We start from the raw sequence: 22805 nt of genomic DNA on the forward strand, positions 1-22805 counted from the left end.
CGGTCTGTCAGCCGGCCGCTGACCGTCTCGCCCGTGGCACTGTCAGCCCGGTATCGAGCGGACCGTGGCCTCACAGACTCTCCAGGACGGGATCGGAAGGATGAGCACGCTCGGAGGGACGTTCGGATGATTGCCTCGGACCGTCGGTCGATCGGAACGGGCGTTGAGTCGGGCAGCCCTCGTGATCTCATGTGTGCGCGAATTGGGTGGGGCGGGTGGACTCGGGGATCGTCGCGGAAGCGGCGCCATCGGGCCGGGCCGTCGTCGATGAAGACCGGGTGGGCATCGAGCCGGGAGGCGGCATCGGGGTCCGAGCAGGGGTGGCCGGTGGTCGATCCGCGACGCACCTGTGACCGTGCTCGTGCGGTGTGGAAGGAGCGGGAATGGCCGATGCGATCGTGGATTCGATGGTGGCCGTGGTCGTTGTTGCGCAACTCGTGATCCCCGTCGCGTTCGGCGTGGCGGTACGGGCAGACGCGAAGGCCCGTCGCTTCTCGAACGCTCGGGCGTCCGATACGAACGGTGGGCGATCGGTCGCCGACGCGGGTGGGAGGTGCCAGCGGTGGCGGCACTTCGCAACGTGGGCGTGGCTGACCTGCGGCGGCGCATCGCTGGTCACGGTGGTGGTCGTGAGCATCCTGATCTGTATCGGGTGAGGACGGCGTGGACCGGACCCGCACGACTGGTCGGGCAATTGTCGGTGCGGTCGGGCCGAGATGGCTGACGTGGACCCCAGTTAGTTAGGCCCGCCTCGACCGGATCGACATCCGCCCGGACATCGCCCCCGGCGACCGCCGAGCCACCAGCTCCGCATGGGTCGCATTGCATCGATCGCGGCCATCATCGCGCGAATGTCAGGTGGTGCCGGGCACCATGCCACCGTCCCCCGCGAACGCACATGGGAATCTTCCGAAAGCCTCGAGCATCGACGATGCCCGCTCGGGGTGATCGTCCCGACTCCCGGCATGGGATCACTCGAGATACCCCACTGAGCGATCACGCGGCATCAGCCACACGCACCGCCGAAACCTCACTGCCACCGCCACCGCCGACGCCATCGCTCACACAGACGCCGAACACCGGAAGCCTGTCCCCGCGGTCCTTTCGGCGCAGGGCCACCCGGCCGTGCCGCATCGGCGCTTCGCCGACGATCCAGGCATACAACCACGGCCCGACATCGAGGGCGACGATCGCCACGATCGCAGAAACCGTCCTCGTCGCTCGACCCACCCGGTTCGAGCTCCACGGCTCTCCACGAGACAACCGTCCCGAAGCCATCCGCAGCCGTGATGGCGCTTGCCGGGTGTAGCAAAGGCAGCGCGGACTCCGGGGCGAACTCGGCGCACTGAAGCAGCCGGCCGACACCCGGTCCGGCGCAATAGAGATGACATCGCACGCGCGGTCCTCGGTGCGAGGGCAGGCAAGCTGAACCCACCCACACCTGATCACCACCGGACTCCGAACAACGCTTGCGGGGAGGGACTTTCAGTAACCCCACAGCCACAATAGGACCCGGAGAGTGCGACGCTCGAGCATGCGCCGCCACCGCTTGCCGGCCCTCGCGCCGCCCACCGTCGGAGGAATCGACGTGGCGACTCCCTTGTTTTCCATTACTCGGCGACACGCATAATTTTGATCTCGCGTTTCGAGTTACCGAATCGAGATAGGTCGGCGTTCGAACCAGAAAATGATCTTGAAACGCATTGCCCATTCGCAGCGAATTACATCCATGGGATACCCGCGAGGGAATCGACGCGGCGGAGACAAGGATGAGCAGTTCCAGTGCAGCGGAAGGGGCCCGCACACTGAAACACGGACCCCTCCTGCCACGAAAGGGCCGGTTACGCTACTGGCCAGCTGCTACTAGCCGCTGAGCGACCCAGCAGAACCCGAGAAGAAGTCGAGGGCGCCGAGAAGGGTGGAGACGTGCGAGAAGAAGTCGGCGAGAGATGCGAGGTCCATTTGTAACTCCAGTTCGATTTGTTCAGAGAATCGTGACGCACAGCACACGATGTGAATCTTTATACCGGTCCGATAACAATTCCGCAATACGATTAGGTCAGGCAAACAAGCAACGACCGAGTTCCGGCCCAACCCGAGAAGGGGGCAGATCATCGGCGAACCCGACACCTCGGCGAGTCGTAGCGAACCGGGCGCTGAGGAACACGACAAGCTCCTCGGGGTCGATGGCGTCAGGGTCGAGCAACTCGATCGGCCGACCACGCTGCCCCGGTGCGCACTCGGTTCGATGCCGCCGAATATCGATGGAACATGCTGGATTGCAGGACTATTCGAGACACTACGGCGACAAAGCCTCGTGCCGGAACGCGAATCAATGATGGATTTCGCCCCGCCATTTCCGAAACCCCATCAGTTTCCGCCGGGGCTGAAGGAATGCCCTATTCCGCTGAACGCAGACCGCACTTGCCTCACCTGGCCGGGCGGCGAGGCGTGTCATCAATCGTTCCCGGACCCTGGTCGGCCGACGCGAGTTCTCGGCACGGTTGTACCGCAGGCCCGAAAAGATGGCGTGTGCTGCGTCACAGTATCCGAATTCCCCTGCCCCAGTTCCTACACTCGTCGTCGCATCGGCTCTCCCCCACATTCGAGCCGGTGCCGCGACCCCGCCAGCCGACCCCCAGTGGTTGGCGGGGTTCGCGCACCGTCAATCCCGACGCACGATCGCCGGCGTATGTTCGGTGTGACGCGCGCTCGGTCGGGTCTCGAAGGTTCGCCCGCATCGCGCACCGACAGTCGCCACGCTTGGCCTTCTGGTGATGTGACGGCACGACCCCCGGCGCATGAGCACGCGCCCGGGGTCGACCACACCCCTACCTTCGCGGGAGTCCGCGCCTCACCGGCTGTCGGTCAGGCGCGATTGTCAGCCGGTGAGGCGCCCAGCGATCAACGCCTCGATGCCGCGTGAACTGGGGAGGTCATCGTCGGGAAGTGCTCGAACAACGTCCCGTTCTTCCCACCCCACACTCGCTTGCGGAAGATCGCCCCGTCGGTGGCCCGGTCGAACAGTGCGGGTGAGAGCAGCAGGTAGTTGATCTTGTTGCCCGCGGTGCCGTTGGCGTAGGTGCCGGGCCGTCCGCCGTCATCGAACCCGGCAACCTCCGCAACATCGCGAAGGTCGGTGTCGGCGGGCAACGGGGCACGGGGTTCGCTGTCGGGGGTGTCGTTGAGGTCACCGGCGGCAGCGATGAACTCCACCCCGCCGGAGCGGAGGTGCTGATAGATCTCGGCGATCCGCCCGGCCTGCCGGCGGCGCAGCGCATTGTTGTCCGCCGGCCGACCGTAACCCTTGCTCTCGAGGTGATTGACCAGCACCGTCAACGACTCTCCCGCCAGGGCGCTGTCGTCGGGGAAGGCGAAGGTGCACTCGGGGCAGTCGCGGCTGAAGATCGGGCGTCCCGTCGGTGCCAGATCGTCGACATGTGAGCGGATCCCCCGCAACGGATACGCCGCCACATGCCGGGACAAGACCCGGGCAAGCGCCGCCATCACCGCGCTCACCGACGATCCGGGCCGCCCAGTCTGAACGACGACCTCATGCTGCCGCCGCCGGCCCCCGTCTCCTCCCCACCGCACTCGCCCGCACACTGATCCACCGAAACCGTTTGCGGCACTGGACACACGAATGGAAGCAACTCGACAACCCACCGCGATAACCACACGCAGTCAGGTACCCCACCTGGTGACGGCGGCGGGGCGGGGCGCACCGACCCCACACCTCATCGCCGTATGCAAGCGAGAGCCGCGCGATATCGCACTGAACGTCGCTCAACTTCCGCTTAGTTTGGGTGGGGCGGGTTCGATGCCACCATCGTCAGCGAAGACCACACGCCCGTCGTCGGCCGCGACCGCCCACGCCCGCACCGGAGCCCAACTCATGACCATCGGCATCCGCTTCCGTGGCGTCATCTCGTACTGAGGGCGGCTCCGTCTGTGTCAGGTCGGCGGACCGACAACCCGGACCGACCGCGGAAGCGGTTGTACCGCAATACCGCAACGTTTCGCTGCCGCCGCGAACGTCTCCGGACGAGGATCCGCAGGCCAGGACGCCTCCCCGGCAGGACCGAAGACGGCGGCCGCATTCGCCGCCGGACCTGTGGTGAACCGGGTCTGGTACCGGATGCCGTCGAACCCGGCATCGAACGCCGCCGCCCACGCCCGGGGCACGTCGTACGGGGTCATCGAACACAACTCCCGGGTGAGCCCGAACCCGGCAGCCGCGACGGCGCAGGTGTCCGCGAGGTCATAGGTGCCCGGTACCCGCAGCGTCGACAGTGCCCGCTCGGCGGCGAAGTCGTGGGCGATCACCCCGAGCGAGGCCAATGCCTCCCCCACCGTCTCCCGGATCGCCGTCGTCTCGTCGAACGCGACGTAACACGTGCCCCGTGGCGCGGCCAGATCGAATCGTCCACCCCCGGACGAGGAGAACCACCACGGCCCGTTCGACACCCGGTGGCCCCGGTGGACCTGCCGGCGCCCGGTCAGCCGCCAGCCGGGAAACCCGGTCAGGGTGCGCGTTCCGGGCGCCTGCAGCGCAACGTCCTCCCGGGTCACGCAGCCCACCGTCGCACGTCCGCGCGGGCCGCCGCCAGGACCGGGTCGACCCAGCCGCCCTCGGCCAACCAGGCCACGGCGGTCTTACCGCCGAACCCGTCCTGCGGTGCCCGCAGCCACAGCGCACACGTCCACGGGTCCGCCCCCGCCCGCAACACACGCCACACCTGCACCAGCGCCGGGTCCACGGTGCCGCTGCTGGTGAACTGCCACACCGGGTAGACCCACTGCCCCTCCTCGAGTTGGCAGGCGATCACCGCATTGGTCGCGACCTTCTTGCTGACGGCCTGCCGGCTGACCTTCCACCACCGGGTCAGGCCGGCCGTGTCGTAGAACGGGCCCACGACCTGGTCGTAGACATGATGGGTGGGAAGCGCGGCCGACATCGCATCGGCGATCGCCTGCACGTCCGCGAACGCGTCGGCGGGCACCCCTGCCTCAGCGGCCGCCGCGAACGTGCGGTGCACCCGCTGCGACAGCTCCTCCATCAACTGCTTTTCCTGCTCCACCAGCGACGTCATCACCAACCCCACTATCGTGCGTCAACTCTGTCAACCACAAGCTTGACTCAAAGGGTCAACCACGTCAACCGGAGGAAGGTCGGTCGAACGCTTCCCCAATGCGATCGACGTCGACAGCCGCCGTGGCTGTCCGTCACCCGGCGCCGGTGGCAAGACCACCCGCTTGCGGGCCGCTGCGCTGCCGCGGTCCGAGACCCCGGGTGTGACTCACCCAACCTTTGACTTCAAGTACTTGAAGTTCTTAGCGTCGATGACGTGACCGCACGAACCACCCCACGCGTCTACACGATCAAGGACGCGGCCGCTCTGACCGGACTCCCGGCCAGCACGCTGCGCTACTACGAGACGGTCGGGGTGATCGCGCCGATCAGCCGCGGGGAGAGCAGCAAACACCGGGTCTACGACGAGGACGACCTGAGCCAACTGTTGGCGATCGCCTGCCTGGCGGCCACCGGGATGCCGGTCAACGACATGAAGGAATACGTCGCCAACGGACAACTCGGGGCCGCGGCCGCCGCCGCGCAGATCGAATTGCTCACCGAGCGCCGGCAGCAACTAGAGATCGAGGCCCGGCAGGTCGCACTGCGTCAACGCTACGTCGACATCAAGATCGACTACTGGCGGGCGATCGATGCCGGCGACGAACCCCGCGCTGCGCTCCTCGCAGCCGAGGCGAGCGCACTCGCCGACGAACTCCACCACACCAAGAAGCGATAACCCCACCCACCACACGCTGGTGCGCGCCCATCCACTGATGCGCCACCGGTCACTCGACCCTGCCCCGCTCACCACCACTGTGACCCAGCACAGAAGTTAGGAAGATCCGCCATGCGTGTTCACGCGTACGCCGCACCCGCCGCCGGCCGGCCGCTCGCCCCCACCACCATCGAGCGCCGCGACGTCGGCCCCCACGACGTCCTCATCGAAATCCAGTACGCCGGCATCTGCCACTCCGACATCCACACCGTCAACGGCGACTGGGGCCCGCAACCCTTCCCGGTCGTACCCGGCCACGAAATCGTCGGCATCGTCGCCGAGACCGGCGCCGACGTCACCCGCCATACGGTTGGTGACCGCGTCGGCGTCGGCTGTCTGGTCAACTCCTGCGGCGACTGCACCCACTGCCGCCGCGGCGACGAGCAGTACTGCGCCCGCGGCATGATCCCCACCTACGCCGGCATCGACCGGGACGGCACCACCACCCAGGGCGGTTACTCCACCCACGTCGTCGTCGACGCCGACTACGTCCTGTCCGTCCCGCAGGGCCTGGACGCGGCCGCCGCGGCCCCGCTGTTGTGCGCCGGAATCACCACGTACGCCCCGCTGCGCCGCTGGGGTGCCGGCCCCGGCAAGAAGGTCGCCATCGTCGGCCTCGGCGGGCTCGGGCACATGGCCGTCAAGATCGCCCACGCTCTGGGCGCCGAGGTCACCGTGCTGTCCCAGACCCTGAAGAAGCAGGAGGACGGCCTGCGCCTCGGCGCCGACGCCTACTACGCCACGTCCGATCCCATCACGTTCGACCAGCTCGCCGGCCGGTTCGACCTCATCGTCAACACCGTCAGCGCCGGCATCGACCTCAACTCCTATCTGGGCCTGCTCGCCGTCGACGGCACCCTGGTCAACGTCGGCGCCCCCGCCGAGCCGCTCAGCCTGAATGTGATGTCGCTGATCGGCGGCCGCCGCAACTTCGCCGGATCGATGATCGGCGGCATCGCCCTGACCCAGGAGATGCTCGATTTCTGCGCCGAACACGGCATCGGATCCGACGTCGAGGTGATCCCCGCCGACCGGATCAACCAGGCGTACGAGCGGGTCCTCGCCTCAGACGTCCGATACCGGTTCGTCATCGACACCGCCACCCTGCACTGACCCCGAACGTGAACGCCCGCCACACACACAATGTGCGGCGGGCGTTTCACGACCACAACCCATCCTGCCCGCCCCCGCCTATGAATCCGTTTTTACCGGATACACGATTGGCCGCGGACGTGACGTCACATTATTGATGAGCAATGCGGCGAAGACGATCGCGCATCCGATCGATCCGATGGCGAGTGCGTGCGCGATCCCGGTTTCGGTGGGAAGTAGGTCCGGTGCCAGGTTCGCGGCGAGTACCGCGCCCGCGACGGCGCTGCCGAACGAGCCGCCGACGGTACGCAGCACCTGGTTGAAGCTGACGGCGCTGCCGAGTTCGGTGTCGGCGACGCTGCGTGCGATCAGGGAAGGCATCGCCGCGTACATCATGCCCATTCCGGCGCCGAACCCCAGCATGCCGATCAGGATTTCCCACAGTGCGTCGTGGGCGCCCCAGAGGAGCACGCTCGAGGCCGTCACCAGGCCCGCGCCGAGGAGCAGCAGCGTTCTCATGCGGATCCGGTGCGAGACCACGCGGACGAGTCGGTTCGCGCCGAAACTTGCCACCGACAGGGGAAGCATCACGAATCCGGCCCAGAACAGGGGCATTGCGATGCCGTAGCCGGTGGAGGCGGGCGACTGGGCGATGAGGCTGCCGATCGAAAGTCCGAAGTACAATGGCGCTCGGTGCACACATCGCCGTCACCTCCGGTTCGGACGACAAACTCGAGGCCTGTCGAACCCTCGGCGCGGACATCCTCGTCAACTACACCGACACCGACTTCGTGGCCGCCGTCAACGACGGCACCGCAGGCGCGGGCGCCCACGTCATCCTCGACAACATGGGGGCCGCGTACCTCGAACGCAACATCGCCACCCTCGCCGAGGGCGGCCGACTGGTCGTGATCGGCCTCCAAGGCGGCTGGAACAGCACCGTCAATCTCGCAAGAATCATGAGCAAACGCGCAAGCGTGCACTCCACCTGCCTGCGCACCCGCCCCTCCGACGGACCCGGCAGCAAAGGACAGATCACGCAGGACGTGATCACGCACGTATGGCCGATGATCTCCGAGTCCCTCGTGCGCCCGGTCGTGCACGCCGTCGTCCCCATCGAACACGCACCGAACGCACACCGCATGCTCGATGAGCCCGGAACCATCGGCAAGGTTCTTCTGAGCGTGGCTGGGAATCACAACTAGCAGGACCCGCGTCGAGTGCATTCCTCGACTATTCCGCGAAAGAGCGCGACGGTGTCGTGTCCGGCACCGGCCATCTTCCGGACCACCCGCGGACCGATCAACCCGGTACCGCCGATGACAGCGAGTTTCATAGTTTTCACCTCTTCACCGGGTGCCCCGGGATCCGCCGGGGTCCGCCGGGGTCCGCCGGGGTCCGTCGACGACGGCACACCCCACTCGAAAGGTCCTACGCAGCCTTCGTTCCCGACGCCCGATGATCCGCAACGGCCGGATGAGCAAGATTTGAGGCTTCGAAACCCCGCCCCTCGGCGCAGACATCGTTGCGCCCCAAAAAATATGAGCGCACGGGACAGGCGTCCGCCTGGCCGCTCGAAGCACAGCTGGTGGCCGAATACGACCGAACGCACCTTCCGAGGAATGCCCCTGTCAACCACCCGGCTCCCTGCGGCAACGGGACGGATCGGAGACAGTCCTCGCCGCGGCGAGCGTGCATTATCGTTGAGGCACAATGCCGTTGCGGCAACGAACAGTTTCTGGTGCCTGAAGTGGTTACACGCGACGGACGGAATAGCAGTTCTTCCTTCGCCTTGGGGATGTCTGCTGCTACACCGCTCACGTGACCACGCACGTGCGCGGTCAGACCTCACCGGTTGAGACCACGGCCGGTGCTGGCCGCCTGTTGCTCATCCGCCGCCGACCGCGAGAGTGTCATCGCCGTCAGCGGTGGTGGGTGACGGGTTCGCCATCCGGGTAGTGCGTTCTGACGGGATCGTCGGCGGCCGGTCGACCACTCCACACGAACCCGACACCTCTTTGGTGGTTCATCCGTCGAGGGTGCGCCGGAAGCGACGGCAACGGTGCGCATCAGCCCCGTCCGTGTGCGCGAGGTCCACACCGATCGGAGGTGTCAGATCATCGAGTAGTCCATCCGCCCGAGGCCCTGGATGGAGGAACCGGGACCGGAGGTGGGGTTTCCTTCCACCGAAAGGGGCGTTATCGTTCTCAAGCGCAGGTTGAGAGCACAGCCCGGCAGACATTTCGTCCGTCACCCGCCAGGCAGTTACGGCACTCACACCGAACTGCAACCTCCCACGGTTGGTGTCCGGCCGGTCACCCCCGGAGGAATCCCATGGCCCATGTTCGCTCCGCCTTCGACGCCCGAGCGCGGATGCGGTCCACACTGCCCGATGCCGTGCAGTGGAACAACGTCGCTGCCGGGGACGGCGGATTCCGCATCGACATCGACGACGACCCCGCCGTCGGCCCCGTAGTGATCGAAGTATCCGGGGACCTCGACGCCGTTACCGCACCGGTGCTCACGGCCTGCCTCGACCAGGCACTGCGTACCGGCCACCAGGTCGTCGTCGACCTGCTCGATGTCCCCTTCCTCGGCTGCGCCGGCGTCGCAGCACTGCACCACGCCGCCACCGGTTTGCTCGCCCAGCGATGCCGGATGACCGTGGCCGCACCCCCGGGCATGCACACACTCCTGGACAGGATCGGCACAACGGCGGCGGTGCCCTGCTACGACACTCTCGCCGACGCCTTCCACGCCGCATCCTCGCCGCATCCCACGGCTCCCGACAGCGTGGATCCCTCGTTCCCGATCCCCGGCCGCCCGCACTCGCTGACCTGTTCCCTCGCGGCCCTGCCCGCCGGTGACAGTCTCGACGAACGGGGCACACCCCGATGACCATCCGCCCCTCGGCCCCGCCCGCCGGATGGTCGACCGCCTGGATCAAAGACCACCTCGACCGCATGACCGGCGACGCCGGTAGTACCACGGAAACCAGGCAGGACAGTCCGGCGGAACCGCGATCAGCCCCCCGCGATGCCCAAACACGATCATGACAGTCCAGGAACGGGGACGACCAGATCGACGGTGGAATCGAGTCGAATTGGGCTTCGACATGCGGTGGTGCAGCCCCACGGCGAACCCGCCGAGACTCTCATGGTCGACGTCCGGATGGGCGCCGCGGAATTCTTCCTAGAACTCTCGACACCCGCACTCCTCGCGATCGCAGCGGTTGCGGCGGACACGAGCGTTCGCAGCGGCGGCGTCCCGGCCGCACCGCCCGACCACCAAACAGACCGAAAGGTATCGTTCGGGAGGGATGCGGGCCCTTCCGATCCTCCACAGAGAACCGATCCGCACCGCACCGCACCGCACCGAATTCAACACCCCGAAATGAGTGACACCCACCCCATGACCTCCCTACCGGCCGAGACCGCGAGCACCGCCCCGGTCCCCCGCGAAAACACGCCGTGGACCGTCACCACCGCCAACGACGCCGGAGACTGGCGCACGCAGGCATCGTGCCGGAAGGTCGACTCGTCGGTCTTCTTCTCTCCCGATGGCGAGCGCGGCCACCACCGAGCACGGCGGGAGGCCCACGCCAAACGCATCTGCCACGACTGCCCCGTGCTCGAACACTGCCGCGACTACGTCCTGTCCGTCGCGGAACCGTACGGAACCTGGGGCGGACTGTCCGAGGCCGACCGCACACGCCGCGCCCGGCACCGGCGACGCGAAACACGCACCCCCGACACATCACCTTCACGGATCGGGTACTTCGGTGAGATCGGACCACATCTACTGTAGCCGTACAGAATTCGTACTATTACACGCGACACGCGGAACCACCCATCACACAGGATGGGCGATGAAGTCGTCACATCAACCGCCACCAGCGACCACCTCCTCCAGCGGACCGGCATCCGTCGATCGACACGAACGACCCATCCGTACCGCACACAGGGGCGGCTCTCACCGCCCAGCACTGGCACTCCGCGACGCGCACGAAAAGGAAACACCGACTCCGAACTGCACGCTGGAACTCGAGCGCATTTCGCGAAACAGTGTTCCCTGCCCAGAAATATCGGGACAAACAATCCAACACCTGGCATCAGCGGCCGTTATTCCTCGATCGATGACCCGGTTCACCGATCGGACTTCCGAGATGCCCACACTGCCAAGTCGTCCGCTCACAATTCTTCGGCCACGAGCACATCCACGCACACGTCAGGGTTCCCCTACGCATCGCACCGGCGACCAACAACGGACTGCGCCACGGAGCCGCCCGCCAGCACCGTCCTACCGCGCCCACATGCGGCATCCTCGTCCCGGGCAGGCGGGCCGAATTGCCCGGCTCTACATCCATCACGGCACCGACTTCAGCGTCGGAATTCTCAAACCCACCCACCGCAACCCCCACACCCGCCGGCGCCCCTGGGAGTTCTCGTCGGTACTGATCGGACCGTCCGCCACCGTCGAGGTCCCTATCAGCGATGCCCCCGCCACCCACTGAGACGACGACGCCGATCACCCCAGCCATACCGTGGTCATGACCGCGGTGCCTGGCCTTCGCCGGGGATCGACTGCGTGTTTGCAGCGCGGGACACGCTGAGCCGGCGGCACCCAGGGCACCCACCTCGCCGAATACTCTCTCGGCGAGATCGGACGCCTCGCCCCGGGGCGCACCACCCGACAGCGCACCCGGTGTCGACGACGAACCCCACTCGAGTAATACCGCAAACCAGTGCGCCCATCCGATTCGGCTCCGGCGCCGAATCCCTTCACGGCAACGCCGGCCGGTGATGCCGTAAGTGTGCGGTGAGAGTGAGCAGCCGAAATGCGCGAATTCCCGCACCCCACACCCGAGGAACACACACCAGGAGTCACGACGATGCACATCCACCATCCTCGGCAACGGAGTCTTTCCATCCTGATCGGAGCATGCGCCGTCGCCGACGGAGCAGTCCTGCTCGCCCCCACCGCCGTCGGCGCACCGGTAGCCGAATGCCGCGCGCCAGGCGCCGCCAGCGCGGCACTATCCATGGACACCTCACAGTGTTCGGCCGACAGCGTCAACGGCAGCGCGACCGCCGCCTACGGAATCGACGGGACCGCCGCCTCGACCGCCGGACCACAAGCCCTCTCGCTGGCGATCGCCGACGGCGGCAGCAGCGCCACCTCATCAGCCCAGAATCTGTCCGGACCCGCGGCCATCGCCTCGGCCCCGGCGCCACTGTAGATGCCCAGGGAATCCGGCAGCCCGCTGTCGCGAACGCGGCGAGATCACCGTAAAGACTGCACCGCGCGACACCCGGATGCACCGTCGCCATCGGCGCAGGCACCCACGCGCCGATGGACCATGCCGGTCGCTCGGCGACACAAAAGAGCATCGATGCAAGGAGACAAACATGAACACCCAGGCACCCCGAGCGGAACCGGGCCACCCCCGGCCCCTACGGAGGCGGGCGCTGGCGGTAGCAGCGACCACGATTGCCCTCCTCGGCGCCGCCGCCCCTGCGGCGGCGCACACCCCCGTCCTCCTCGGCCCCGACGACACTGCCCAACACCTCGACACCAGCCCCCTGGCCCCCACCGGAACCATCTCGTTCGCCTTCTACACCCGCACCGGATCGGCCGGCGACACCCGCGCCGTCCGCATCCAACTCACCGAGGGCCAACCGTTCCACGCGCAACTGCTCATCCCCGACCTCGCACCCGAGACCGGGCTCCCCGCCCCGCAACTGCCCCACCTGACGATCCTGGACCCCGGCGGGCATGCCACCACCCCCGACAACGCCGGGCGCACCCCCTTCTTCGAACCGGTAACTCAAACGTCCTACCTCACTCTCACCGACACCATCGCCCCCGCCCAGACCGGCACCTACACCCTTATCGCCACCGGCACCGCCCCCGCCCGGTTCGTCATCGCCACCGGCGACACCGAACAATTCGACGCACCACTGGTGGGCGCCACCGCCGCCACCCCTCTCGACGTTCAAACCTGGTACCGCACTCCCCCGCTGCCCGGGACCGGGTGATCACACCCCGCCACGACCCCGGAAGTCCCGTCGCAAGTCTCAGGTGATCGTCCTGCCAGGTGTTCCGGCCACGGAGGCGAACGGGCTAGGCTTCCCCGGGACGCCAGTCGTGAACAAAGCCAGGGAAGTGCTCCGTGTCCGCGAAGGTGGACCTGCACGAGGTTCTGATCACCGAAACCGCCCCTCTTCGAGCAACTCGCCGACACCTCCCCCGAATCCGGCAACTCACCTGACCCGACGGCCGGCAAATACACAGGGCGATTACCTCGTAAGACGACATGTTCAATCGACCTTGTCGATGGTTGGGGGCGGACAATCCGTTCGCCAACCTATAAATCTGGGACTATCAGAACTTCGGTGGGGTCTGTCCAGATAACGGTGTAACTGGTTGATTTCTAGCTACTTTCGTCCGGCGGACAGGCGTCCGTCGAAGGTGATCTCGAAGGCGTTCAGTGCTGCCTTCCAGCGGTTGGACCAGCGTTGGCGTGCGGCGCCTTTGGGGTCGAGCCTCATGATGGCCAGGAACACGCATTTCAGGGCCGCCGCCTCGGTCGTTCTGTGGAATCAGGATCGTCAAGTTCGTGCTGGTCGGCCCTTGTTGACAGCGACGATCGGCAACGGCGTGGCGGTCAGTTGGCGTGGTGTTGTTCCGGCCGGGGTCGGAACGTCGGCGAGGCGTTGCAGTAGCTGGTCGAGTGCGGCCTGACCGTCTTCGACGGCTGCTTGTTCATCGTCGGTGAGCGGGATGCTGACGAGCATCCGCTGAAGGTTCGACTTCGCCTGCAGGAGTTGGCTTTTGCTGGACTCTTTGGGAAGGTAGAAGTCGCAGCGGGCGCAGGCCATGCGGTGCGGGCATTGCTCGAAGAAGGTGTAGCTGCAGAACCCGTGGCCGAGGTCGTAGTGCTGCCAAGGCTCACCGGCGGCGGCGCCGGAGGTGGCCGCGTCGCGGTCAACGAGGACTTCGATGGTGCGGACGTTGCGGGCGAAGTAGCCGGCGTCGTCGTATGCCTTGGCCAGGTTGTTCGGGGTGATTTTGGCGTAGTGCTGGGTCGATTCCGGGCTGCGGTGCCCGAGCCAAGCCTGCAGCTCAAACAGCGTCATTGGTTCCTTGGCGTTGTAGAGCTGTGTCGCGATGATGGAGCGAGCGCGGTGGCTAACCCCGTCCAGGCCGGGATGTGCGATATGTGCACCAGGTAGGTCGGGACGGCCGGTCGCGATCACTGAGATCTTATTCACGGGTGGCCCAACGTCCCTCGAATTCCCGAATGGACATTCCCTATCCGGCAAACCGGACAAGCTTCGCGCATGTGCTAGATCCCTTGACCTGCGAATGTGATCAGCCTTACAGTTATAGTCGACAACTGATGTATCAGGTGAATTTCAGTGCGACGCCGATGTCGCGGCACTGCTCGGAGCTGCCTGTTCTGCGCCGAGGAACGCCGAATGCACGCTCGGGTTCGACGATGGAGGAATTGCTCTATGGGTGCAGCACCCGCGTTGAAGAAGGGGCTCAGCGAACGGCAGCTGAGAATGATCGCCATCGGGGGTGTGATCGGCGCAGGTCTGTTCGTTGGCTCGGGCGTGGTCATCCACGCGACCGGACCGGCCGCGTTCATCCCGTACGCCCTCTGCGGCTTTCTCGTCATTATGGTTATGCGCATGCTGGCCGAGATGGCGGTGGCCAACCCGTCGACCGGATCGTTCGCCGACTACGCGCGAAACGCCCTCGGCGGCTGGGCGGGCTTCTCCGTCGGCTGGCTCTACTGGTACTTCTGGGTGATCATCGTCGGATTCGAGGCGATCGCCGGGGCCAAGATCGTCCAGTACTGGATACCCGGTATCCCGCTGTGGCTGTGCTCGCTCGTCCTCCTGGTGGCGATGACGATGACCAACCTGTTCTCCGTCTCGTCGTTCGGTGAGTTCGAATTCTGGTTCGCCGGTATCAAGGTCACCGCGATCATCCTGTTCCTCGGCATCGGCGCCGCCTACGTCTTCGGCTTGTGGCCGGGCAAGTCGGGGGACTTCTCCAACCTGACCTCCCACGGCGGCTTCTTCCCGAACGGGGCGTGGGCGATCACGGCCGCCATCGTCACCGTCATCTTCTCGATGACCGGGGCCGAGGTCGCCACGATCGCCGCGGCCGAATCCAAGGATCCCGAACGCGCGGTCGCCAAGGCCGCGAACTCGGTCATCCTGCGCATCGCGCTGTTCTACGTCGGGTCCATCTTCCTGCTCGTGACGATCGTGCCGTGGAACGACAACACCGTCGCCGCGTCACCCTTCGTTGCCGCGTTCACCGAGATGGGCCTGCCGTATGCGGATCACATCATGAATGCCGTGGTGCTGACCGCGGTGCTGAGTTGCCTCAACTCCGGCATGTACACCGCCTCGCGCATGCTCTTCGTACTCGCCGCCCGCCGCGAGGCACCGCAGCAGTTGGTCAAGGTGACCCGCCGCGGCGTACCCGCCGTCGCGATCCTGACCTCGTCGATCGTCGGGTTCCTCTGTGTCATCGCCGCCGCGGTCTCGCCGGACACCGTCTTCTCCTTCCTGCTCAACTCCAGCGGCGCCATCATCTTGTTCGTGTACTGCCTGATCGGCATCTCGCAGGTAGTCCTGCGGTACCGCAACGGGTCCGAACGCCTGCGGGTGAAGATGTGGATGTTCCCGGTACTGTCGATCTTCACCGTCGTTGCGATCATGGCGATCCTGGCACAGATGGGCATCGAGAAGGACTCGCGTTCGCAGCTGGTGCTGAGCCTGCTCTCGTGGGCGGTCGTGATCGTGCTGTACCTCGCGAACAAGTGGTTCATCGCCCGCCGCCCGGAGGTCGAGGGAGCCGTCGCGAAGACCACACCGCGCCGAGTGCTGGTGCTGGCCAATGAAACCGCCGATTCCGCCGAGCTGCTCGCCGAGCTGCACACGATCGGCGCCGACCACGCCACAAGCTACTTCGTCGTGGTGCCGGACAGCCCGATCGAGACAGGTGCAGCCGCGACCCACGGGCCCGTCGACGTGTGGGATGCCACCCAGCGGGCCGCGCAATCGAGGCTGGACCACACTGTGGCGACATTGCGGTCGAACAACCTCGACGTCGACGGCGCGCGCGGTGACTTCCGGCCGCTTCGGGCACTCGCAAACGCCGTCGACACCTTCCGCCCGGATCTGATCGTCATCGCGACGCTGCCGCCGGAGATGTCGGTCTGGCATCGGTTCGACGTGGTCGACCGGGCCCGTCACGACTACCCCCAGATCCCGGTGACCCACGTGGTCGCGACCCCGGTGGCTGTCGAGGAGTTCGTCCCATAACGATCACCGCCGGGTTCAGCGCGAACTGGCAGGGCAGCGCACCGCTGATCTCGCGGCACAGTTCGCCGGCACCACCGGCGACAGGATCCTCGCCGCCGCAGTCGTGGAACACTCGCTGCCGGCCGGAGCCGACCCGCTCGAAGACCAGTACCACGGCCTGCTCGCCGCCCAGGCGAAGCGATCGCTCGACCAGGTCGCCGATTACGGGGTCGAGCCGATCTGCCGAGTTCTCACTCGGGCCGGTGTGCAGATCGCCCCGTCGACGTACTGCGCGGCCAAGTCCCGCTCACCGTCGGCGAGAACCGTCCGCGACGTGGAATTGGTCGAGCAGATCCACCGTGTCCACGGCGAGAACTACGCCGTCTACGGTGCCCGAAAGGTCTACGCGGAACTGAATCGGCAGGACATCCGGGTGCTCGGTGCACGGTTGAGCGACTGATGCGCGCCGAAGGTTTACGCGGCATCTCCCGGTCGAAAACCCACGGACCACGATCGCCGCGACGGACACCGAGAGGCCCACTGACCTGGTCAATCGAGGGTTCACCGCGTCGGTTCCGGACCAACTGCGGGTCGCCGACATCACCTCATGCCGACATCACCTCATGGGAGTGTCGGACCTGATCCGACACGGAGAAGCGACTGGCGGGTGGTCACTGAGATATTACCGATCCGGGCGCAGTCTGAAGCGGTGAGCTGCTGGAAAGGTGATCACTGCCGATGATGTCACCGGACTGTGTGTGAGGTCTGAAGATAGACGGTGGCCCTGCCAGTCGCCCGGGTTACGTGATCGGCTTGTGAGATGCCGCGCCGACGAGCGCTGTACATGAGGTCGCCACACCGCCTCGAGCTCACCGAAATGGGTTCACCGCCTACCCGATCAACCCACGGGCAGTGGCACGTTATCGCGAACTACATGGTCAGGCCGGTGGCAAATCAGACCCCGGGGATGCCGCGATCCTGGCGAACATCGTGCGCACCGATCCCGACCGGGTGCTGCCGGCGATCAGCGAGCATGGGCGAGCGGTCAAGGCCCTCGCTCGCCAACACCAGGAGGCGATCTGGGCGCTGCACCAGACCAAGCCGTCTCCGATCCGTGCTGCTCGAAGTCTATCCGCAAGCGCTGCAGGCGTTTCCGAACCTCAAACACCGAGCCGCGCTGACGATCTTGTCCGCGGTGCCAACTCCGGGCGCCGGGCAGAAGCTGACCAGGCGCCGGTTGATGTCGTTGCTGCATCGTTGTGGCCGCCGCAACGATCCGGGCCTGGTCGAGCAGATCCTCACCGATCTGAAGACCCTGGCACTGCGTCAGCCGCCACAGGTCGAAGCGGCCCTGGGCGCGGCGGCAACCGGTCTGCTGGACATTATCGCTTCGATGCACCGTGCCGTCGACGCGCTGGAGAAGGAGCTGGGACCAACATTCGACACGCACCCCGCGGCGCCGATCCTACGATCGGTTCCCGGTCTCGGCCCGATCCTCGCCGCCCGCACACTCGCTGAAATAGGAGACGATCCAACACGATTCGCGACCGCGAACGGCTTGAGAGCGTTCGCTGGCACCGCGTCGATCACACGCGCCTCAGGACGATCGCACAACGTCAAGGCACGCAAGGTCCGTAACAAGCGGCTCGGCGACGCGTGTCATTGGTGGGCGTTCGCGGCGATCACCAAATCGCCAGGAGCCCGTGCGCACTACGACAAACGGCGGGCGGCCGGCGACCACCACAACGCGGCGTTGCGGAACCTCGCCAACAGACTCCTCGGGCGGCTGTGGTGGTGCCTGCAGCACGATGAACCCTGGGACGAGCACGGCGCCTGGCCCGACCTCGATACAGGAGCGCAACCGGCGGCCGCTTGACAGCTGACCCGCGTGGGATGTCTATGTCCGCACGTTCGCCGACTGGGCGTACGCCGCATTCGTGATCGACGTCTTCTCGCGCCGCATCGTGGGATGGCAGCTGTCGACGAGCCTGCGCACCGACCTCGCGCTCGATGCGTTGGAGATGGGCATCTGACCCGCGAACATGCAGTTCAATAGCTGTCGCAGTTGATTCACCACTCCGACCGCGGAGTGCAATATCGAGCCGTTCGCTGTACCCAACGCCTTGTCGATGCCGGCGCAGTCGCCTCGGTGGGCAGCCGTGGCGGTTCCTACGACAACGCCCTCGCCGAGACATTCAACTCGCTGTTCAAGGCCGAACTGGTCCGCAACAGGGGTCCGTGGCGCTCGATCGACGACCTCGAGATCGCGGTGGCCGAGTACATCGACTGGTTCAATCACCGCCGACTGCACGGCGAGATCGGGATGATCCCACCCGTCGAAGCCGAACAGGCCTACTACCATTCACACAACCCCACCGGAACAACCGAGCGGGTCATCGAGAGCCTCCACTGAACTCGGGGCGCAACATACCGGGGACATCGAGACCGACGCCATGACGGAGGTCTACCGATCGATGTCGACGCTGGCCATCGGTAGCATGGTTATCGACGTATCCTGCGGATTCGCCGTAGGCGGGGGAATCTGGCCGCGACTGAACGAGTACCACTGATGACACACGTGAAGCTTCCGAGACCGCGGGAGAGACCACGTGCCCGGCACCTCGTCGGCATTCTCGCGGTCACCGTCCTCGCCGCATGCGCCGCACCCGACCCCCTCACCCCGACCGTTGCGGGCACCTACACCACCCGGCCGATGACAAACGGCGCCCAGATCATTCCGCCCACGAACAATCCGCCGCCCGAACCACCACCGCCCGAGTCGTGCGGGGCACTCGCGAGCCTGCGACCCGGCCCGCAGCCCCCGCCGGGGCAGATGCCGCCCGGTGGGGCACTCGCCGAGATCGCCGCCCGCGGCCGGTTGATCGTCGGGACCGACCAGGACACGAACCTGTTCAGCTTCCGCGACCCGACCACCGACACCCTGCAGGGCTTCGAGATCGACATGGCGAGGGAGATCGCCCGGGACATCTTCGGCGATCCGACCAGGATCGAGTTCCGGCTGCTCAGCTCCGCCGGCCGGTTCACCGCACTCGAGCACAACGACGTCGACGTCGTCGCCCATGGCTTCTCGATCAACTGCGAACGCGCCCAACGCGTCGGTTTCTCTACCGAGTACGTCCGCGCCTTCCAGCGCATTCTGGTCCCGCTGGGTTCCGACATCACCGGACCGGCGGACCTGGCCGGAAAACGGGTCTGCACATTCATCGACACCACCTCGCTCGGCACCGTCCAGCGGGTCGCGCCGGAGGCCACGATCATCGCCGTCCCCGAATGGGACGACTGCCTCGTCACCATGCAGAAACGGCAGGCCGACGCGACCAGCACCTCCGACTCACTCCTGGCCGGGCTCGTGTCCCAGGACCCCAATTTTCAGATCGTGGGGCCACGACTAGAGGGAGAAGAGCACTGGGCAATCGGTGTCAACAAGAACAAGGACGACCTGATTCGGTTCGTCAACGGCACCCTCGACCGCATCCGCGCGGACGGCACCTGGATGCGCATCTACGACCGGTGGCTGGCCGGACCGCTCGGACCCGTCGCGGGCCCACCCCCCGCAACCTATCGCGATTGAGCGGCAACGAATCTTCGCCCACCGAGACCGGCAAATGCGGAAGTTTCCAGGCAATGGAATCCGCGCCCTCCCCGGAAATGCCAGCGGGGGGCAGAACTGCGCTGTCTCGGCGGCGGTCGTACGCGCAAACACATCATTGTCCCGGGTCATCCCAATCAGGACCGAGACTTCGGTTTCCACTACGACGAGTTGAGGTGCGTTTCGGCACGATCATGACCGGAACTGACATGTGTCGCAGTATCTTTGCCGCCGCGGACCCGAGGAATACGTGAGCCCTCGGCCCAGCGGCGCCGGATCCGAGAAGGAGCATGTCGCCAGATCGCCAGGAAACAGTGTCGATGGCTTCTCTCCAGTCGTTTCCTGCTCCGACCTCGAGATCCAGATTGGGTACCGAAGCCTGAGCTCCCGCTTCGCTGAGCTGCTTCATGACCCGGTCCGCAGTTCTTCGCCTCCATTGTCGGATAATCAGATCTTCAGCCGAGCGATCTATCGACCCGCCGAACATGGAGTACGGGCGGACGGTGAAAGCCGCGATCCGGAGACGCGCATTCCAGCGTTCCGCCAGCTCTACGCTGGTAGTGATCAGTCCCACCGAATCAGCGGCTCCACCATAAGCCGCGGTTAACCGTTGTATCGGCGTTGAACTCGGACAATAGCCGCGCGGCGCGATTGCCACAGGCACGGCCGCGGTGTGAACAAGCCGTTCGGTCACGCTACCGAGGGCGACCCTGCCGAGGAGACCTGCGGACGACGAACCCACGACAACCGAGGTGGCGTCGTGCTTGTCCACGAGTTCCATCAATCCTCGCGGTATCGAGGTCGAATGATGGATCACCATGGAGATGTCTCGATCACCGCGGACCGCGTCTATCGTACGTTCCAGCGACGTCGCCGCCTCACCTGCGATGTGCCTTTGGAACTGGTCCTCGATCGTGTCCACACCCGGCGGGAGCCCTCGTTCGACTATCGCCGCGGCGACGATCTTCTCACCTGTCGTCCGCGCCAGTTGGGTCGCCAGATGCAGCGGGGCGCTACTCTGTCTGCTGGCGCTGAATCCGGCGATGATCGTCACTAGGCATTCTCTTCCTGTCTCACCGGCTCTTCCTGTCTCACCGGCGTGGCCACCACATGCGTCACAGGGACTGTCGGGTGTTCGGCGCGTGCACGGTCCACGACATCGAAACGATGCCAGACCGACTCGTCGGGCGGCAGCGTCGCAATGACGATCCGATCGGGATGGAAGGAGTTCACGGTCTCGGACAGCGCGCGCAGCGGACGATAGTCACCCAATGCGCCGTCTACGTCGAGGTGGTCCGCACGAAATGTGGCGAGAGTGTAGTCCAACCGCTCCTGTGCGGCCGCTTCGGTTGCCGCTCGTACGTCAAGTGGACCATGCGTTGCGGCGGCTCCCGTCTCGATAGGGCTCGCAGGCACGATGACGAAGTAGCTGGCAGCACGATCGGCCTCGATCCGACGCAACTCGTTCAGCAGTTCGGCGGAGTTCGCAGTCTCGTTGGCCATGACCAGTACCCGATGCGGCCGCGCTGTTCCGAATGATTCTTCGACTGCGGGCTGGCGAGAGACATACCACTTGTTGAGGAAGTAGAACCCGACGACGACCGCCCACGACAGGATGCTCAGTATGAGCTGCGACCGCGATTCCTTCTGGAGGTACATCTGGAGTAGAACACCCAGGATTGCCAGGACGGTGGCTATCGACAGGACTGGGAACAGCCACATCCGAACCCGTAGGTGAGACGATCCGGACCGGAGCCTCAGGATGATCTGCGAGATGCCGATCAGGGCGTACACGAACAGAATGACTGCGCCGCTCGAGTTCAGCAGGAAAGCGAAGACCGTATCGGGCGATACTGCTGCGGCGATGACACACAGGAAGCCGATAGCCGAAGATGCCAGGATGGCGGCGGCTGGTACACCTCGACGGGTGACGTTGACCAACTGGGGCGGCGCCTCACGTCGGGCCGCGAGCACGAAGAGCATGCGTGATGCGGTGTACATTCCGGAATTGAGGCAGCTCAACACGGCCGTCAGCACCACTGCGTTCATGATGTGGTCGGCGTACGGAATTCCCATTTCGGTGAATGCCGCGACAAACGGTGAGGCGGAGACGCTTTTGTCGTTCCACGGCAGAATCGTCGCCAGCAAGAAGATTGAGGTAACGAAGAAGATAGCGATGCGGATGATGACCGAGTTGGCAGCCCGGGCAACCGCCTTCTCCGGGTCTTTCGACTCGGCGGCGGCGATGGTTGCGACTTCCGCGCCCGTCATCGAGAAGACGACCGTCACGATGCCGGCAGTGATTGCCGCGCTTCCGTATGGCAGGAAGCCACCATGGCTGGTCAAGTTGGAAAAGTCCATCGACTTGTTCGGCCATATCCCCAGTACGAAGGCGCTGCCGATCACGAGAAATATGATGATTGCCGCGACTTTGATACCGGCGAACCAGAATTCGAACTCACCGAAGGACGCTACGGAGACCAGGTTGGTCGCTGTCATCGCGACCAACAGCAGCAACGCGCACAACCAGAGGGGCATGCCTGGCAGCCAGTACTGAACGATCTTGGCGCCTGCAATCGCCTCGAATCCGACGATGATCACCCAGAAGTACCAATAGAGCCATCCGACAGAGAATCCTGCCCAATTCCCGAGAGCCTTGCGGGAATAGTCCGCGAACGATCCCGTCGACGGATTGGCGACAGCCATCTCGGCCAGCATGCGCATCACCATGATGACCAGTGCACCGCTCATCAGATATGCGATGAAGGCTGCCGGTCCGGTGTCACGGATAACCACGCCTGAGCCGACGAACAGGCCCGCACCGATGACCCCTCCGACGGCGATCATCCTCAACTGCCGCTCACTGAGACCCTTTTCCAGCCCGCCGGGCACTCCACTCATCGCAAACCTCCCGCACTACATTGAGGG

At 65.6% G+C, this 22805-nt stretch carries 21 protein-coding genes and 3 pseudogenes; 15 read left to right on the forward strand and 9 right to left on the reverse strand.

What is annotated here, in order from left to right; all coding sequences use genetic code 11:
- Positions 1–383: 383 nt before the first annotated feature.
- Positions 384–656, forward strand: coding sequence for a hypothetical protein (locus ACFTWF_RS24690; RefSeq protein ID WP_378463783.1), 273 nt, complete (start codon positions 384–386; stop codon positions 654–656).
- A gap of 340 nt (positions 657–996) precedes the next feature.
- Here ACFTWF_RS24690 and ACFTWF_RS24695 read toward each other — a convergent pair whose 3' ends face one another.
- The 4 genes from ACFTWF_RS24695 to ACFTWF_RS24710 all read right to left on the reverse strand — a co-directional run bounded on the left by ACFTWF_RS24695 (position 997) and on the right by ACFTWF_RS24710 (position 5093).
- Positions 997–1197, reverse strand: coding sequence for a hypothetical protein (locus ACFTWF_RS24695; RefSeq protein ID WP_378463784.1), 201 nt, complete (start codon positions 1195–1197; stop codon positions 997–999).
- Between the two features lie 1707 nt (positions 1198–2904).
- Complete coding sequence (locus ACFTWF_RS24700; protein WP_378463785.1) at positions 2905–3519, reverse strand: hypothetical protein; 615 nt, start codon at positions 3517–3519, stop codon at positions 2905–2907.
- 435 nt (positions 3520–3954) lie between these two features.
- Entirely contained in the window at positions 3955–4572 is a 618-nt protein-coding gene (locus ACFTWF_RS24705) for an RES family NAD+ phosphorylase (RefSeq protein WP_378463786.1), read from the reverse strand.
- Positions 4569–5093, reverse strand: a complete 525-nt coding sequence (locus ACFTWF_RS24710; RefSeq protein WP_378463787.1) for a hypothetical protein — start codon at positions 5091–5093, stop codon at positions 4569–4571. Before ACFTWF_RS24710 ends, ACFTWF_RS24705 begins: the two co-directional genes overlap by 4 nt.
- 255 nt (positions 5094–5348) lie before the next feature.
- Between ACFTWF_RS24710 and ACFTWF_RS24715 the strand changes: the two genes are divergently transcribed.
- Positions 5349–5810, forward strand: coding sequence for a MerR family transcriptional regulator (locus ACFTWF_RS24715; protein WP_378463788.1), 462 nt, complete (start codon positions 5349–5351; stop codon positions 5808–5810).
- Positions 5811–5921: 111 nt separating this feature from the next.
- Positions 5922–6962 carry an NAD(P)-dependent alcohol dehydrogenase gene (locus tag ACFTWF_RS24720; protein ID WP_378463789.1) on the forward strand — a complete coding sequence of 347 codons (1041 nt, stop codon included), beginning with the start codon at positions 5922–5924 and terminating at the stop codon, positions 6960–6962.
- Positions 6963–7040: 78 nt separating this feature from the next.
- Here the strand turns inward: ACFTWF_RS24720 and ACFTWF_RS24725 are convergent.
- A pseudogene (locus tag ACFTWF_RS24725) lies at positions 7041–7631 on the reverse strand (MFS transporter); the annotation flags it as partial.
- On the opposite strand from ACFTWF_RS24725, the gene ACFTWF_RS24730 reads away from it, so the two are divergent.
- Positions 7625–8146, forward strand: a complete 522-nt coding sequence (locus tag ACFTWF_RS24730) for a zinc-binding dehydrogenase (protein WP_378463790.1) — start codon at positions 7625–7627, stop codon at positions 8144–8146. The pseudogene ACFTWF_RS24725 and the gene ACFTWF_RS24730 sit on opposite strands and share 7 nt — an antisense overlap.
- Here the strand turns inward: ACFTWF_RS24730 and ACFTWF_RS24735 are convergent.
- On the reverse strand, positions 8143–8277 hold the full coding sequence (locus ACFTWF_RS24735) for an NmrA family NAD(P)-binding protein (RefSeq protein WP_378463791.1): 135 nt from the start codon (positions 8275–8277) through the stop codon (positions 8143–8145). The genes ACFTWF_RS24730 and ACFTWF_RS24735 overlap by 4 nt on opposite strands.
- A 998-nt stretch (positions 8278–9275) precedes the next feature.
- Between ACFTWF_RS24735 and ACFTWF_RS24740 the strand changes: the two genes are divergently transcribed.
- From ACFTWF_RS24740 to ACFTWF_RS24760, 5 genes are all read left to right on the forward strand, one after another.
- A complete protein-coding gene (locus tag ACFTWF_RS24740; protein ID WP_378463792.1) occupies positions 9276–9839 on the forward strand; it encodes an STAS domain-containing protein in 564 nt (187 codons plus the stop codon).
- A 513-nt stretch (positions 9840–10352) separates the two neighbouring features.
- Positions 10353–10748, forward strand: a complete 396-nt coding sequence (locus ACFTWF_RS24745; RefSeq protein WP_378463793.1) for a WhiB family transcriptional regulator — start codon at positions 10353–10355, stop codon at positions 10746–10748.
- A 505-nt stretch (positions 10749–11253) separates the two neighbouring features.
- Positions 11254–11454: a hypothetical protein gene (locus tag ACFTWF_RS24750; RefSeq protein ID WP_378463794.1), complete on the forward strand. Its 201-nt coding sequence runs from the start codon at positions 11254–11256 to the stop codon at positions 11452–11454.
- 324 nt (positions 11455–11778) lie between these two features.
- The gene (locus tag ACFTWF_RS24755; protein WP_378463795.1) at positions 11779–12180 is read left to right on the forward strand and encodes a hypothetical protein; all 402 of its coding nucleotides are present in this window, start codon (positions 11779–11781) and stop codon (positions 12178–12180) included.
- A 169-nt stretch (positions 12181–12349) separates the two neighbouring features.
- Positions 12350–12979 (forward strand): hypothetical protein, encoded by a 630-nt coding sequence (locus ACFTWF_RS24760; protein ID WP_378463796.1) that lies wholly within the window; start codon positions 12350–12352, stop codon positions 12977–12979.
- 573 nt (positions 12980–13552) lie between these two features.
- Here ACFTWF_RS24760 and ACFTWF_RS24765 read toward each other — a convergent pair.
- Complete coding sequence (locus ACFTWF_RS24765; protein ID WP_378463797.1) at positions 13553–14200, reverse strand: hypothetical protein; 648 nt, start codon at positions 14198–14200, stop codon at positions 13553–13555.
- A 258-nt stretch (positions 14201–14458) separates the two neighbouring features.
- Here ACFTWF_RS24765 and ACFTWF_RS24770 point away from each other — a divergent pair, with 258 nt between their 5' ends.
- From ACFTWF_RS24770 to ACFTWF_RS24795, 6 genes and pseudogenes are all read left to right on the forward strand, one after another.
- Positions 14459–16288, forward strand: a complete 1830-nt coding sequence (locus ACFTWF_RS24770) for an amino acid permease (RefSeq protein ID WP_378463798.1) — start codon at positions 14459–14461, stop codon at positions 16286–16288.
- A 103-nt stretch (positions 16289–16391) separates the two neighbouring features.
- A complete protein-coding gene (locus ACFTWF_RS24775) occupies positions 16392–16727 on the forward strand; it encodes an IS3 family transposase (protein ID WP_378463799.1) in 336 nt (111 codons plus the stop codon).
- Positions 16728–17179: 452 nt separating this feature from the next.
- Positions 17180–17308 (forward strand): annotated as a pseudogene (locus ACFTWF_RS24780) (IS110 family transposase); the annotation flags it as partial.
- 73 nt (positions 17309–17381) lie between these two features.
- Positions 17382–18143 (forward strand): transposase, encoded by a 762-nt coding sequence (locus ACFTWF_RS24785; RefSeq protein ID WP_378463800.1) that lies wholly within the window; start codon positions 17382–17384, stop codon positions 18141–18143.
- Between the two features lie 22 nt (positions 18144–18165).
- A pseudogene (locus ACFTWF_RS24790) lies at positions 18166–18680 on the forward strand (DDE-type integrase/transposase/recombinase); the annotation flags it as partial.
- 156 nt (positions 18681–18836) lie between these two features.
- Positions 18837–19859, forward strand: a complete 1023-nt coding sequence (locus ACFTWF_RS24795; protein ID WP_378463801.1) for a glutamate ABC transporter substrate-binding protein — start codon at positions 18837–18839, stop codon at positions 19857–19859.
- Between the two features lie 133 nt (positions 19860–19992).
- On the opposite strand, the gene ACFTWF_RS24800 is transcribed toward ACFTWF_RS24795, so the two are convergent.
- Both ACFTWF_RS24800 and ACFTWF_RS24805 read right to left on the reverse strand, forming a co-directional pair.
- Positions 19993–20931 (reverse strand): universal stress protein, encoded by a 939-nt coding sequence (locus ACFTWF_RS24800; RefSeq protein ID WP_378463802.1) that lies wholly within the window; start codon positions 20929–20931, stop codon positions 19993–19995.
- On the reverse strand, positions 20931–22778 hold the full coding sequence (locus tag ACFTWF_RS24805) for an amino acid permease (RefSeq protein WP_378463803.1): 1848 nt from the start codon (positions 22776–22778) through the stop codon (positions 20931–20933). Before ACFTWF_RS24805 ends, ACFTWF_RS24800 begins: the two co-directional genes overlap by 1 nt.
- Positions 22779–22805: the final 27 nt, after the last annotated feature.

Origin of the sequence: Rhodococcus sp. NPDC056960 (genome assembly GCF_042674125.1) — a bacterium.
Lineage (GTDB): Bacteria > Actinomycetota > Actinomycetes > Mycobacteriales > Mycobacteriaceae > Rhodococcus_F.

Excerpts from the sequence above, each read along its gene's own strand:
- ACFTWF_RS24710 (WP_378463787.1), bottom strand. The coding sequence starts at position 5,093 with ATGACGTCGCTGGTGGAGCAGGAAAAGCAGTTGATGGAGGAGCTGTCG.
- ACFTWF_RS24690 (WP_378463783.1), top strand. The coding sequence starts at position 384 with ATGGCCGATGCGATCGTGGATTCGATGGTGGCCGTGGTCGTTGTTGCG.
- ACFTWF_RS24740 (WP_378463792.1), top strand. The coding sequence starts at position 9,276 with ATGGCCCATGTTCGCTCCGCCTTCGACGCCCGAGCGCGGATGCGGTCC.
- ACFTWF_RS24750 (WP_378463794.1), top strand. The coding sequence starts at position 11,254 with ATGCGGCATCCTCGTCCCGGGCAGGCGGGCCGAATTGCCCGGCTCTAC.
- ACFTWF_RS24760 (WP_378463796.1), top strand. The coding sequence starts at position 12,350 with ATGAACACCCAGGCACCCCGAGCGGAACCGGGCCACCCCCGGCCCCTA.
- ACFTWF_RS24745 (WP_378463793.1), top strand. The coding sequence starts at position 10,353 with ATGACCTCCCTACCGGCCGAGACCGCGAGCACCGCCCCGGTCCCCCGC.
- ACFTWF_RS24805 (WP_378463803.1), bottom strand. The coding sequence starts at position 22,778 with ATGAGTGGAGTGCCCGGCGGGCTGGAAAAGGGTCTCAGTGAGCGGCAG.
- ACFTWF_RS24795 (WP_378463801.1), top strand. The coding sequence starts at position 18,837 with ATGACACACGTGAAGCTTCCGAGACCGCGGGAGAGACCACGTGCCCGG.
- ACFTWF_RS24720 (WP_378463789.1), top strand. The coding sequence starts at position 5,922 with ATGCGTGTTCACGCGTACGCCGCACCCGCCGCCGGCCGGCCGCTCGCC.
- ACFTWF_RS24755 (WP_378463795.1), top strand. The coding sequence starts at position 11,779 with ATGCGCGAATTCCCGCACCCCACACCCGAGGAACACACACCAGGAGTC.
- ACFTWF_RS24730 (WP_378463790.1), top strand. The coding sequence starts at position 7,625 with ATGGCGCTCGGTGCACACATCGCCGTCACCTCCGGTTCGGACGACAAA.
- ACFTWF_RS24770 (WP_378463798.1), top strand. The coding sequence starts at position 14,459 with ATGGGTGCAGCACCCGCGTTGAAGAAGGGGCTCAGCGAACGGCAGCTG.
- ACFTWF_RS24735 (WP_378463791.1), bottom strand. The coding sequence starts at position 8,277 with ATGAAACTCGCTGTCATCGGCGGTACCGGGTTGATCGGTCCGCGGGTG.